This is a genomic window from Chitinophaga sp. (assembly GCF_017745275.1).
GTDB lineage: Bacteria > Bacteroidota > Bacteroidia > Chitinophagales > Chitinophagaceae > Chitinophaga.
Window position 1 is genome coordinate 13,068 of record NZ_JAGHZS010000004.1, and the last position, 13,177, is coordinate 26,244.

Sequence of the window (13,177 nt, forward strand, 5' to 3'; positions counted from 1 at the left end):
TCTTTTCATAATGGCATTGGTATGCCCTAAATACATTATATCCATGCAAACACAACTCCCCTCCCATCTCCCGGCAATGTTGGCATTACCGGAAGATCACATTTCCCGCGAAGCGCTGCAATTTGTAAAAAAGCATGAATCGCCGGCCCTCTATCATCATAGCATCCGTAGTTTTATTTTTGCCCGCCTGTATGCCGTCCACAAAGGCTTACACCGGGAGCCCGATTACAAAGAAAACCTGCTTTTTCTGTCTTGCCTGTTTCATGATATGGGGCTTACGGATATTGGCAATGGTCCCCAGCGATTTGAAGTGGAAGGAGCTGACCAGGCATTATTATTTCTTGCTGACACTCCTTGCTCCCACCAGGATGCGGACATTATATGGCAGGCCATTGCGCTACATACTTCTTCCGGTATTGCCGAACGACGGGGCACCATTCCCCTGTTGACCCGGATGGGCATTGTGATGGACTTCGGCGGCCCGCTCACGGCCTTTGTTACCGATGAACAAGCCAATGCTATTTTCACGGCCTGGCCGCGACTGTCTCTCGCCACTCACATAACAGATTGCATTGTTGGGCAGTGCAGGGCCAATCCTGCCAAAGCGCATCGCTATGCCATTGCCGGCGAGTTGCTGCGGGAGCGATCTACCGGCAACGGCACTACGCAATTAGAAGAAAATACTATTCATGGCAGATGGGGAAATTAAAATATTGACTCACGCAGGCTTCTGCCCTACGGTAGCCAACAACAGCGCGACCTTAGCCGCCATACCATCGGCTTGCCGGTTCTGCTGGTCTGCTTTTACCGCCTGATCGCAGGCCCATTGCAATAGCGCGGTGTCTTTTTTTGCGGCAGCCAGTTGCGCCACGCGATAGTAGATGTAAGCCAGCAGTTCCGGCGCATGCGACTCACATTTAATGCTGCGCATATAATAGTTCAGCGCCTCCTCCGGTTTATTTTGCATGGCCGCAATACGTCCGAGGTGATAGAGCAGCGTAGATGCCACACCGGTAGTATCGTTGGGGATACCTTCCTTCAGGTAGGACTGCGCCAGTTGTATCGCCTCCTCATTTTTATCTGCAAGGCGGAGATTGAGCACCCGCACTGCTTTCGCCTGGGATTTGGCCAGCGGTGTAAGGCTTTCGTCCCAGTGCAATACCCGGAAATAAGGATCTACCTGTACGGTTTTCACGGCTCCGTTGACAGGGAGCTTAAAAGTTTGTAAACGTTGGTCCACCAAGAGTTGATGCATAGCGGAAGTACCGTTATCATAAGTAACGAGTACTTCTAACGGTAACCGGTATACGCTATCTGCCTGGGTGATGTTTAGCTGGAGTTCCTGTTGATGTTGCTGCCAGGTGCTTTGCCATGAAGGCGCACCGGTTCTTTCGAACCATTGATTAAAAAACCATTGCAGCGATTGACCATATCCCTTTTCTATCTCCCGCTGAAAATCCTCCCAGCTGACACCCGTTTGCCGGTACTTTTCACCGATATTTCGAAGTGCTTCATTAAACACCCGGCGGCCTACTGTAGCGGCCAGCAGGTCTAATGCCAGGAAGCCTTTGCTGTCGGCCAGGATATGATCATTGGCGCCGGTGAGGGCTACCAGGGGTTCATCATTACCAGCAGCGGCATTTTTCAGGTAGCCCAACCCAGATTGGTCCCGCAAGTAGCCGGGATAGCCGGTCCGCCGATAATCCATGGCGTGGGTGCTGTCGAAGTAAGCAACTGTTTGCAGCGAGCCATATTGCGCCAGTGCTTCAGAAATCATGGATTCACCCTTGCTACCTCTGGCTCTTACTTTATTGCCCCACCACTGGTGGCCGATCTCATGACCGAAAAGCGCATAGTTAAATTGTCGCAGTGCAGCAGTAGGCATTACTACGCCGCCTAAAATACTGGCGCCGCCGATACCGGTCAACTCCGATACTGCATCCGGAAATTCGATAATGGAAAAATTAGGAATAGTCAGGGGGCCAAAGTGCTGCGATAGGAAACTCAATACCCTGGACGCTTTGGCGGACAAGTCGCTGCCATTAATCCCGCTGCTGAGGCTATAAGTATAGAAGGCATGGTTTCCTTTATATTCCTGCCTGGAATAATTTCCGATGTACAGGGAGAAAATATCGGGTTGAGTATAGTGATAAGTAAAAGTTCGTTTATCCGTAGCCGTATTTACTTCACCCGTAGCCGCCGCCATCACTGCCATCAATTTTGCAGATGTAGTGACGGCGATACTACCCGTACCACGGGCGCAACTACCGGTGCTGTCGTCTTCCCGGGAAATTACCTGCGGATACCAGGCCGACCCGTATCCACCGGCCATACAGAACGTGCTGTCGAGATAATATTGGAAAGTGGGTGCAGATCCCCGATCATATGCATATTCTACCTGTACATGGGTACCGGGTTTAAGGGCAGGATGAAAATACCAGCGGTAAACGATATCTCCGCCGGCGTTCACGGAGGTATCCATGCGTCCTGCGGCGCCTTTCATCTGCCAGGTGACGTTGCCCGTACCACGACTAACCACAATATCCAGGGAATCCGCACAGGCAGGCGCTGTTTCAAACGACAAACTACCTTGAACGATAAAGCTGCGTTGCTGCAGATCTACAGCAGCTTTTATCCGGTAATCCACCTGGTGCTGAGCAGCTAAAAAAGAGGGTAACAACAAACATATAAAGACAAGTACCCGACGCATATTTTTTTTATACAAAGTAAGGGTATGGCTGTCCAAAAAAATGGTATCAGATTAACTTTTTCAAGAGACTGCGAAACCGATGTGGGGTGGCCCCATAAAAGAAACGAAAAGAGCGTACCAGGTGAGAAGCATCTGAAAAACCGGCGGCATAGGCGATATCCGCAACGGGGAAGGCAGTAGTAAATAACAGCTCCATCGCCCTTCTTACCCGCATTTTAAGCTGGTATTCGCCGATGGTAACGCCTTCTCTTTCTTTAAAAGCACGGGCCAGGTAGATGGGATGAACAAACACCCTTGCTGCCACCGATTGAATGGTATGATGCGTATCGAACTCATTTTCCAATATCGCTTTTACCTTTGGCAACCAGGCCAGGCGCAGCGGCACCTGCACCGCAGAATATTCCGATAACCAGTTCAGCACATATTCTTCGTGCAAGGTAACGTGAGGATCTGCGGAGAAAAAATATAGCAGGCGATACAAATAATCAAAAGTGCCGGCTTTATACACCGTCATTTTCGTAGGCAGGGTAATGCGTTGTTCCAGTTGTTGCAGGTCGGCCTGTTTGAATTCGATATTGAGGCAATGACCGCCGGTATCGCGGAAATGGTTGGCATGGTGGTACCCGGCTGGTCTGAAGAGTACTTCTCCGGGCCTGATATGACTGCTAGTTTGCCGGTTTACTTCTTCATATCCACCATTGATCAACAGGCTCAGGTACGCATTTTCATGGTAATGTTCATGGAGATGCACCTCCGGCTGGTAAGCCGTAATGTTCAGCTTAAAAGCAGCATTTTCATTGCTCTGCTGCTCCTGGCCGAAATAATGACCGGGTGACAATACAATACCCATAAGTGGTGTCGGTGTAGATGATAAAGATACGGCTTTAAAGGTTATTGCGCCCGCCAGTCCCACGCTACCACGTCCCATTGGGCCCCGCCATCCGTATAGCTATGTATTATCTGAAACCCAACCCTGGCATGGGCGGCGTGAGAGCGGGTATTAGCAGCATTTATTTCGGTGATCAAACAATCGTGGCTACCTGCAAAACGCTCCTTATGCGCCTTATACAAGGCATCAAACAGTCCTTGTCCACGCCAGCCGTCCGCCACGCAGATTTGCCCGATAAAGTAGTGGCGCAAACCGGATACTTTGCTGCCATTAAGCGTGAGCGTGGCTGCCAACTCCATGGTAGGACGCATAATTTCAATGTCGGTGCAGGCACTGATAGAAGTAGCCAGCGCATATCCTGCCAGGGTGTTTCCCGACATGATCACCGGCTGCGCCATATCGGCCATCATCCTTTCTATCATGGGTTTTGTATACTCAAAAGTCAGAAAGCCCTGTGCCTGCGCAGTTTCAGGTGAAATATGTTTTTTGAGATTGCTGCGCAGCAGCGCTAATAAATCATCAACACTACGGGAGGATAATATAGTTGATTCAAATGTATTGGCAGAATTCATGCAGGCTTCAATTAAACAGGGTTCATTTTCTGTAAGTTGCAGTTTTCCCTTTAAAAAAGCAAATACTGTTATTTTGGGAAATGAATTTAGGTTGGCTAAAAACAAATAACTTACACCCACCTAAAATGTAAACCCATTATGAAACGAACTCCATGGTTTGAAAGAGTGTTTCTCCCTATTGAAGACAACGGTATGATGCCCTCCATTATTGAAAGATTAAGCGGCACCCCTGCCAGAGCAGAAGAAATTACGGCGAAACTGGCGCCACCCCAGCTCACCCATAAATTACCTGACCGATGGTCTGTAAAAGAAGAAATAGGTCATTTGGGAGACCTGGAACCTTTGTGGTCCGGCCGTTTAGACGATTTTACCCAGGGGCTGTCTGAACTGAGAGTAGCAGATTTAACCAACCAGGCCACTCATACGGCCAATCATAATGCCACTGAAATAAGGGTGTTATTGAAACGCTTCCGGGAAAGAAGACGTTCCCTTGTAGCCAAATTGTTACAACTGAGCGATGCACAATTAATACATACTGCGCTGCATCCACGGTTGAAAAAGCCCATGCGTGCTATTGACCTGGCCTATTTTGTAGCAGAGCATGATGATCATCACCTGGCGAGTATCCGGGAAATATTGGCCACGATAAACTGATATCTTTCATATAAAAACTAAAAAGCAAAAGCCCGACAGCTGGCTATTCCACTGCACGAGCTTTTGCTCCTAACCATGACTTTCTCAAATCAGTTTAACACAACCAAAATTTATCTAGGGTAAACAACAGTTGCGGAATCACTTCCAACAACTTGTCCCAGTTCATCATAAATTGATTTCATTACATTGGTAGCCAACCCTTTGTCGTTGTATAAATATCTGTACTTTATATGAGATACCGGGTAAGTATAACCTCCACCATTACGTCTGGTTGTTATTTCCTCCTTAATGTTATTAGCTGATAAATAGTAGCCAAACTCTGGTGCTATAAGCACGTAAGCCAGGCCAGCGGGGTAAATATTCTTCTTATCATCATAGGTATAGATAGTAGTATAAAGATCATGGGTCCAGGCATCATATCTCTCCTTTTTTATAACGTTGCCTCCGTCCCAAAAAAAACGATCAATGGATCCGATCATTGGCTGAAATTCGGGCCTTACGGTATGCGATTCTATCAGTTGTTGTTTGTCATTAAATATCAGTGAATCATATTGTTTTCGGTTGATGGTAGACCAATTAAAATTGACTCCCTTATCTTTATATTCAAATGTCCCGTATATATTGTCTGCTCCATCTGTCAGGTAATAGCCACGCCAAAACTGATATGGCTTATCATTGGCATAGCGGAAAATATAATTGTAGGTTATCATTCCCCAATGCGTTAAGTACATACGTTCCAAAGTATTATCAGTATTGTAGAAAAAACCCATTGTATCCGCACGCCAGCAGATGGCATCCGAATGTCTTTCCAGAATTGGCTTTGAAACGGTAGGCTCAGTATTTTTCTTGGAGCAGGCAACAAGCATTATAGCTACAACAGATAGGCTGACAAATAATTTCATAGGAAAATTTTGGCCAAAGATATAATATCTTCATATATATTATCGCCAATTGTTCAGTAAGTTTTTAGAAGATAGGTTTTCCGGCAGCTCAACAACTATTGCCCCTGTTATAACAACGGGCATAGCTGTGCAGCTACGCCCGTTTTTGGCAAAGGTGTATGATTACATCATTATAACTCCCCCAGCACTACATCTAAATGCCGTAAAAACGTATCGGCATTTTCTTTATTGAATACTAATGGTGGTTTTATTTTCAAAACATTATGCAGTGGCCCGTCGGTGCTGATCAGAAATCCGCGGTCCTTCATCTTTTCTACCACTACATCTATTTCCGGTACTGCCGGTTCCAGGGTTTCCCGGCTGCGTACCAGTTCGGCGCCAATGAATAATCCATGGCCACGTACATCACCGATGATCGGGTATTTCGCCATAAGCTCCCGTAACCCTGCCATAAAATGCTCACCGGTTTCCAGGGCATGCTGCTGCATTTCCTCGTCCTGGATGGTTTGTAATACTGCTTTACCGCAGGCCATGGACACGGGGTTACCACCGAAGGTATTGAAGTACTCCATGCCGTTATTGAAGGCATCTGCAATGGCTTGCGTAGTCACCACTGCTGCCAGCGGGTGACCGTTACCAATTGGTTTACCCAGTACTACAATATCCGGTACTACTTCCTGTAACTGGAAGCCCCAGAATTGGTTGCCTACACGGCCAAAACCTACCTGTACTTCGTCGGCGATACAAAGGCCACCGGCGGCGCGTACATGTTTGTATACCTGCTCCAGGTAGCCGGGAGGCAATGGTATTTGTCCGCCTACACCGAGCAGCGTTTCACAAATGAAGGCCGCAATGCCTTTTCCTTCTCCCGATAACCGGGTAATAATATCTGCCACATCCTGCGCATAAGCAGTGCCGGCGTTAGGATCATTATACTTGTAAGGACCGCGGTATAAGTCCGGGTTCATGGCTTTGTGCGTATGCGCCGGCTTCCCGAAGCCGCCTTTGCCATCGAATTTATAAGGGCTCAGTTCCATGGCAACGGTAGACGTACCATGGTAGGCGTGGTCCAGTACAATGACATCTTTCTGTTTTGTATAGTGGCGACTCATGCGGATGGCCAGGTCATTGGCTTCACTACCGGAATTGGTAAAGAAGCATACCTGTAATGAATCCGGCAAGGTAGCTGTGAGTTGCCGTGCAAAGTCTACCAGCTCATCGTGCAGGTAGCGGGTATTGGTATTAAGACGGGCTGCCTGGTGCTGAATAGCCTGTACTACGGTGGGATGGCAATGTCCTACATGACTCACGTTATTCACACAATCCACGAAGGTGCGGCCTTTATCGTCGTACAGGTATTGCAAAGCGCCCTTCCATATTTTCAGCGGCTGTTTGTAGCTGATGCTGAGGTTACGGCCAATGCGTTGTTTTCTTTCCGCCAGTAGTGGCGCATAATCATCGGCGGGCTTGATCAGCGGCGCCATTCCCGCAGCTACGCGGAAAGCGTCTGTAGCAGCCATGGGGTTGATCTGAATCAGTTGGTATAATAATTTCCAGGCCCCCGCTTCTGTAATAAAGTGGAAGGGATTATTACTCCCTTCTGCGGTACGGAGCGCAGAGTTAGTAACGCTGATGCATAAACGCGCTGCTACCAGGTAATAGAGGCAACCAATTTCCTGGTCTGTTAACGGCCACTCTGCCTGGTATCCTTTTACCACCTGTGCGGCCGCTGTTAAAGGATCTTCCTGGTGTAACATGGCGTAGGTACAGGCAATGGCCAGGTTGTTGACCAGTTGCGTGTATACCATGTCGCCAAAATCTATCAGGCCGGTTACGGCTTCATTTTTTACGAGCAGGTTATAGTCGTTGGCATCATTATGAATGACAGCCATTCGCAGTTGTGGCAACAGTGGAACTATTTCCGTTTCAAACTGTAACAGGAAATAGGCCACCATGCGGCGGCGTTCATGGTCTTTGATAGCGGGTAAATTAACACGGGCAGCGAGGGTATTGCGCAGGTCCCAGCTATAGATGCGATAAGCAGCCGGGTGTGCAAAGCCTTGCAGTGCACGATCCATCCTGCCCAAAAAATGCCCCAGGCTTAGTAACAGTTGTGGGGTATGTGCTATTTCATCTGCCCATATTCTTCCTTCCAGGAAAGTCAGGATGCGCATGTACCCGGTGGACAGCCGGGTTATTTCTTCTCCCTGTTGATTTAGCAGTACCTGCTGAAACCCTTTGGCTACGGGTGTATCCGCCAGGTGGCGCAGCATTTTCAACTGGGCATCCAACAGGTGCAGATCACTGCTGATGTCCGCCACTTTGCAGATGTATTGCTGCCCGGCTTTGTCTGCCAGGAGGAAGTTACGATCTTCATAACCGTCCAGCGCCTGTACACTTACGTCAATTCCATAGTGCTGCTGCACCAGTGCTTTCATTTCTGCTATATCCATGATGTTTAATTTACTCGCGCAATAACAATAAAGTATGTGCTGCCGACCAGCTAAAATTAGGCGCATTCAGTCCTTTGCCGGTCAGCGGATGATAATTTTCGTACAACGGCAGGTTGTCATTCATGCCGGTAGCGTTTTGCCACAATTTGTTGGTCAGCTCCGTTGCCAGGTCGTTATAGCCATATGCTTTCAATCCGGCGATGCCAAAATAAAACTGATCCAGCCATACAGGTCCCCGCCAGTAACCCTTCAGCGGGTCGAAGTTAGGATGATCTGCTGTTAATACCGGCATCGGCACTTTAGTATTGAATTTTCCCGGCTGTGCCATGATGGCGGCTACACCTGCCGCCTGCTGCTTGCTGGAGATGCCTGCCCACAGCGGAATCCAGCCCTCTGCACCTTCTATTCTGATCAACTCTTTCCGGCGATCATAATAAAAGCCGGTAGCGGAATCAAAATATTGCTGGTTAATTTTCGCTTTCAACGATGCGGTCTGCCCGGTCCAGGTATCCTCCAAATGCAGCAGTGATGCCATTTTCGCAAGATACTGCTTTTCTGCATAAAGATAGGTATTGAGATCTACGGATGACTGATCCAGGGACCACGCCTGTGCGTTGTTTTTCTGCATGCGTGCATGGTCGAAGCGTACAGCGTTGTCCATACCACTTTCCCAGGCAGCCGCAATGCGGGTACCATCGGTGGAACCGTATTCACAAAGACTATCCCCATCATGATCGCGGTTGGCATACCACCAACGGTGATAGCGTACCAATGGTGCATACATTTCTTTTACGAAAGCCGTGTCTTTTGTATGCCGGAATACTTCCCATACGGCCCATGCGGCCAATGGTGGCTTAGTATCGCGGGCGTTGTTCTCTTTACTGTTGGTGTAAATACAATCGATCACCATACCATCCGGCCATTGATAATCGAACATGGCGCGGATATTATTTTTAGCCAGTTCCGGATGGAAAATACTTACGGCAGCGGCCTGTTTCCAGCTATCCCAGGCCCAGAAGCCATAAAATCCCTGGTAGCTGGCGGACGGGAAGATACCTTCATGCTTCAGATCTCCGGCAGCGCTGCGCCAGTTGGTGAGCAGCGTCATAATACATTTCACCATGAGGCGGCGTTGCGTGGTATCAGCCGTAAACGCGGCTTCCAGGTAACCATTCCAGCGTTGCCTGTTTTGCCGCAAGGCCATCGTAAAATCGTGGCCACCGGTAGCGGGTTGCCGATAGCTCTGCAACTGCGTTTCCTGCCAGGTACCTTTTGCAGGTAATTGAATTTTTTTGACAGACGTATATCCGGCACCGTTAGTAGTAATTTTCCACTGGGCGGGTGACAGGTAATCTATATAAAACGTATGACCGTTACCGTTAATTTGCAACTGCTGGTGATGCTGTTTCCAGTCCGGTTGGCTTAACAGGCTGCTCCCCTCCCATTGTAACTCCAGCTGGCGGCGCTTATTGCCCTGGTTGGCAATAGTAGCCTGTATCATGGCAGTGGTGGCACTTGTAAAAATGAGTTGCAGGCGGACTTTCATGTCCGGCAACTGGTAACTTTGTTCCAGCAGGCCGGGATAATAATGCTGAGTACCGTTTTCGGGCAACAGCTCTTTTCCTCCTTCCAGCACGTGCAGCCGGGCAATGGCATTACTCAGCCAGCGGCCATCCATATCCATCAGCAACGGGCCAACGAAGCCGCCATAGCCGGCTGCCTGTGCAGGCAATGCATATGCATGCCATGCGCCCTGGTCTGAAAAAAAACTGACGCCTACGCCGGAAGTATCTGTTACCTGGTGTTTAATATCCAATACGTCTGCAAACTGTTGCCTGTCTGCCTGCTGTGCTTTCACGCTCAACGCGCTACAACACAGTAGCCACCACCATTTCCTCATATTATTCGAATCTTTGTTTTGCTTGTTGCACCGGTTCAGCACCGGCATTTAAAGGTCTTAAAGTAAAAGTATACTGATATGCTTTGCAGGGCAGCTGGTATTGTGGATGCGGTTTTGCGCCCCAGCTGTTATCGCCGCCCAGCCCTGATTGCAGGTAGTCGATATTCCACCAGATCAGGTCTTCATTGAGCATAGAATGACCGTGTTTATTTTGTTTGCGATCGAAATCCAGGCGGGCCATATCAAAATGCAGTACGCCTGCACTGAGTAAGCTGTCGGATACAAACATGAACCCGGCTTTGTCTTTGTCCTGCAGGGCCATCCAACTGATATCCGTACGGTAACCACTTTCCTGTGCCCGTGGATACGGGTGGAACAGTTCATCTGCCGCGAGGTGATATACGTCGATGTCTGCTGCATATTTGCGATCGGCGTAGTTATCGAAAGGTCCTCTGCCCAGCCAGGTGACCTGGTCGTAGCGGGACGGCAGGATCATGCGCATGCCCATGCGGGGAATCTCCGGCAACGTAGTATCTGTTGGCATAAACTGTACTGCCACGGTGATATCACCATTTACAGCAATGGTGTAGGTAGTGGCATAGTTTACTTTTACCTTAGGAAGATAATGCAGGGTTTGTACCTGCGTACGCGTAACGCTGAGGGACGTTACTTCAAACTTCTGCAGCACTGCGCCTTCCAGGGCATGTTGCCATACTTCACAACGAATCTGCTGGCTGTTGCCAATGTCGTTATCGGTAGCAGCACGCCAGAAATGTGGTTGCAAAGGTCCCTGCATCAGCGCGTTGTTACCGGCAGTATATGTTTCCAGCCAGCCGGTAGTTTTATTGAATCCGGCGCGGAATAAAGCGTTGCCGATGCTGCCATCGTTCTTTACTTCCAGCGCGGGACCACTGAGTACCTGTTTTACCACCGGAACATAAGCCGGTAGTGGAAACTGCTCAGTAGCTATTACTTTATTTTTTTTATCTACTGCTTCAAAGTGAATATAGTAGCGGGTGCCAGCCGTTGGGGTAACGTTGGGTAAGGCAATGGCTACCAGGGAATCCCTGCCGGGGGCGATGGAAAGTACAGGACAGTTACCACTTTCAATAGTAGCTCCGTCTCCCCTGATCCGCCACCTGATCGTATAGGCGTTTAAGTTAGTAAAATCAAAACGGTTAAATATACGCCATTTATCGCCTTCCGGTTTTACCTGTACGTTCTGATACACCTTTCTTACTTCAAACGCCTGCGGGTGCGGAGTACGATCTGCTGCCAGCATGCCGTCTGCACAGAAACTGGTATCGCTGGTAGCGCCTACCGTGCCCATATCACCGCCATAGGCCCATATCTGGCGGCCATTGGCATCTTTTTTCAGGAAGGTCTGGTCAGCGAAATCCCAGATAAACCCGCCCTGTAAGCGGGGATGCTGGTAAACCTGGTCCCAGTCTTCCTTCAGGTTACCACCGCTGTTACCCATCATGTGTGCATATTCGCATTGAATGATGGGGCGGTTATCATTTACATCCAGGAATTTTTTATCTATGGTGTAAATGGATTTATACATCGGGCAAATGATGTCTGTCCATTCGTTGTGGCCGGCGGCTTCATATTGTACCGGCCGGGTATTATCTTTTGCTTTGATGTACTTATACGTCGAAATAAAATTCTGTCCGAAGCCGCTTTCGTTGCCGAGCGACCAGGTGATAATGCTGCAATAATTTTTATCGCGCTCCACCATGCGCCGGGTACGATGCAGGTAAGCCTGCTCCCAGTCTGGTTTATCGGAGAGGGTTTGCCAGGGATGAAACGACATGCCATCGCATTCAATATTGGCTTCGTCCACCAGGTAAATGCCGTATTCATCGCAGAGGTCATACCATTCTTCCGTGTCAGGATAGTGGCTGTTGCGCACCGCGTTAATGTTGTATTGTTTCATCACTTCCAGGTCGTGCACCATGCCGGCACGAGATACCACGCGGGCGCGGTACATGTCGTGTTCATGACGGTTCACGCCTTTGATGTGAATAGCGACGCCATTGAGTAAGAACTGCCCGTTTTTAATTTCCACGGTACGGAAGCCGATGCGAAGCGCCATGCTTTCCAGTACGGCGCCACTTTTATCTACATGTGTAATAACCAGTGTATATAATGCCGGATGCTCTGCATTCCAGGGTTGAATATCTTTAAAAAGGGCGTCCATCTGCCAGGTGCTGTCTTTCCCTATCTTCCACTCTTTGGTGAGCATTACTTTGCCTTTATCCAGCAGCTGTACCTGCATGCGTTGCCCGGCTTCTGCAGGAGTTGGCTGCCTGTTCAGGGTGAGCGCGAGATTCAATTGGCCATCTTTGTACTGGTTAACCAGCAGTGGTTTAGCGAAGAAGTCATATAAACAGAGCTTAGGCCTGGCTACCAGGTATACGCTGCGTTCAATGCCACTGAGCTTCCACATGTCCTGGCCTTCCAGGTAAGAGCCGTCATTAAACCGGAACACCTGTATGGCTACACTGTTACTGCCTGCCTGCAGATAGGGCGTGATATCAAATTCTGATGGAGTTTTGCTGTCTTTACTCAGCCCCACATATTGTCCGTTTATCCAGAGATAGAAAAACGAGTTAACGCCGCCGAGGTGTATCCACACCTGTTTATCTTTCCAGTTGGCGGGTATGGTAAAATCGCGGCGGTAAGAGCCTACCGGGTTGAAGTTGGCCGGCACCCGTGGGGGATCAGGCGGGAAAGGATATTCCACATCTGTAAAAATGTAGCTATCGTATCCGGCTGTCTGCCAGTTTTCCGGCACCTGTATTTTTTTCCAGTGAGATACATCTGTTCCTTTCTTATAAAAATCCAGCGGTCGTTCCGAAGGGTTACGGGCAATATGAAACTGCCAGGTACCATCCAGCAGTTTAACAGCTGCACGCGCGGAGTCCCGGCGTACAGCTGCTGCTGCGTTGATATAGGGTATGAAATGGGCATGCGGTGCTAATACATGCTCTGCTACTTTATGCGGATTTTCCCAGTCGTTCGTTTGTGCCTGACCGGTAGTCACCACAGGTAACATGGCCAATAACAACAATAATCTATTATACATACATCT

General features: G+C 48.8%; 9 protein-coding genes. 2 read left to right on the top strand and 7 right to left on the bottom strand.

What is annotated here, in order from left to right; all coding sequences use genetic code 11:
* The first annotated feature begins 43 nt into the window (after positions 1–43).
* Positions 44–709, top strand: a complete 666-nt coding sequence (locus J7623_RS12970) for an HD domain-containing protein (protein ID WP_291920726.1) — start codon at positions 44–46, stop codon at positions 707–709.
* 9 nt (positions 710–718) lie between these two features.
* Here J7623_RS12970 and J7623_RS12975 read toward each other — a convergent pair whose 3' ends face one another.
* From J7623_RS12975 to J7623_RS12985, 3 genes are read right to left on the bottom strand one after another with little or no spacing between them, the layout of a single operon-like run.
* Positions 719–2,710: a M1 family aminopeptidase gene (locus J7623_RS12975; protein WP_291920727.1), complete on the bottom strand. Its 1,992-nt coding sequence runs from the start codon at positions 2,708–2,710 to the stop codon at positions 719–721.
* Between the two features lie 46 nt (positions 2,711–2,756).
* Positions 2,757–3,560, bottom strand: coding sequence for a helix-turn-helix transcriptional regulator (locus tag J7623_RS12980; RefSeq protein WP_291920728.1), 804 nt, complete (start codon positions 3,558–3,560; stop codon positions 2,757–2,759).
* 41 nt (positions 3,561–3,601) lie between these two features.
* Entirely contained in the window at positions 3,602–4,171 is a 570-nt protein-coding gene (locus tag J7623_RS12985) for a GNAT family N-acetyltransferase (RefSeq protein WP_291920729.1), read from the bottom strand.
* Between the two features lie 138 nt (positions 4,172–4,309).
* On the opposite strand from J7623_RS12985, the gene J7623_RS12990 reads away from it, so the two are divergent.
* Entirely contained in the window at positions 4,310–4,825 is a 516-nt protein-coding gene (locus tag J7623_RS12990) for a DinB family protein (RefSeq protein WP_291920730.1), read from the top strand.
* A gap of 110 nt (positions 4,826–4,935) precedes the next feature.
* On the opposite strand, the gene J7623_RS12995 is transcribed toward J7623_RS12990, so the two are convergent.
* The 4 genes from J7623_RS12995 to J7623_RS13010 form a co-directional block, all read right to left on the bottom strand.
* The gene (locus tag J7623_RS12995; RefSeq protein WP_291920731.1) at positions 4,936–5,727 is read right to left on the bottom strand and encodes a hypothetical protein; all 792 of its coding nucleotides are present in this window, start codon (positions 5,725–5,727) and stop codon (positions 4,936–4,938) included.
* A gap of 170 nt (positions 5,728–5,897) precedes the next feature.
* Positions 5,898–8,180 carry an aminotransferase class III-fold pyridoxal phosphate-dependent enzyme gene (locus J7623_RS13000; RefSeq protein ID WP_291920732.1) on the bottom strand — a complete coding sequence of 761 codons (2,283 nt, stop codon included), beginning with the start codon at positions 8,178–8,180 and terminating at the stop codon, positions 5,898–5,900.
* A gap of 10 nt (positions 8,181–8,190) precedes the next feature.
* The gene (locus tag J7623_RS13005; RefSeq protein ID WP_291920733.1) at positions 8,191–10,080 is read right to left on the bottom strand and encodes a trehalase family glycosidase; all 1,890 of its coding nucleotides are present in this window, start codon (positions 10,078–10,080) and stop codon (positions 8,191–8,193) included.
* Between the two features lies 1 nt (position 10,081).
* On the bottom strand, positions 10,082–13,171 hold the full coding sequence (locus J7623_RS13010) for a glycoside hydrolase family 2 TIM barrel-domain containing protein (RefSeq protein ID WP_291920734.1): 3,090 nt from the start codon (positions 13,169–13,171) through the stop codon (positions 10,082–10,084).
* Positions 13,172–13,177 lie beyond the last annotated feature (6 nt).

Coding starts and splice junctions, on each gene's coding strand:
- J7623_RS12970 (WP_291920726.1), top strand. CDS start 44: ATGCAAACACAACTCCCCTCCCATCTCCCGGCAATGTTGGCATTACCG.
- J7623_RS12975 (WP_291920727.1), bottom strand. CDS start 2,710: ATGCGTCGGGTACTTGTCTTTATATGTTTGTTGTTACCCTCTTTTTTA.
- J7623_RS12980 (WP_291920728.1), bottom strand. CDS start 3,560: ATGGGTATTGTATTGTCACCCGGTCATTATTTCGGCCAGGAGCAGCAG.
- J7623_RS12985 (WP_291920729.1), bottom strand. CDS start 4,171: ATGAATTCTGCCAATACATTTGAATCAACTATATTATCCTCCCGTAGT.
- J7623_RS12990 (WP_291920730.1), top strand. CDS start 4,310: ATGAAACGAACTCCATGGTTTGAAAGAGTGTTTCTCCCTATTGAAGAC.
- J7623_RS12995 (WP_291920731.1), bottom strand. CDS start 5,727: ATGAAATTATTTGTCAGCCTATCTGTTGTAGCTATAATGCTTGTTGCC.
- J7623_RS13000 (WP_291920732.1), bottom strand. CDS start 8,180: ATGGATATAGCAGAAATGAAAGCACTGGTGCAGCAGCACTATGGAATT.
- J7623_RS13005 (WP_291920733.1), bottom strand. CDS start 10,080: ATGAGGAAATGGTGGTGGCTACTGTGTTGTAGCGCGTTGAGCGTGAAA.
- J7623_RS13010 (WP_291920734.1), bottom strand. CDS start 13,171: ATGTATAATAGATTATTGTTGTTATTGGCCATGTTACCTGTGGTGACT.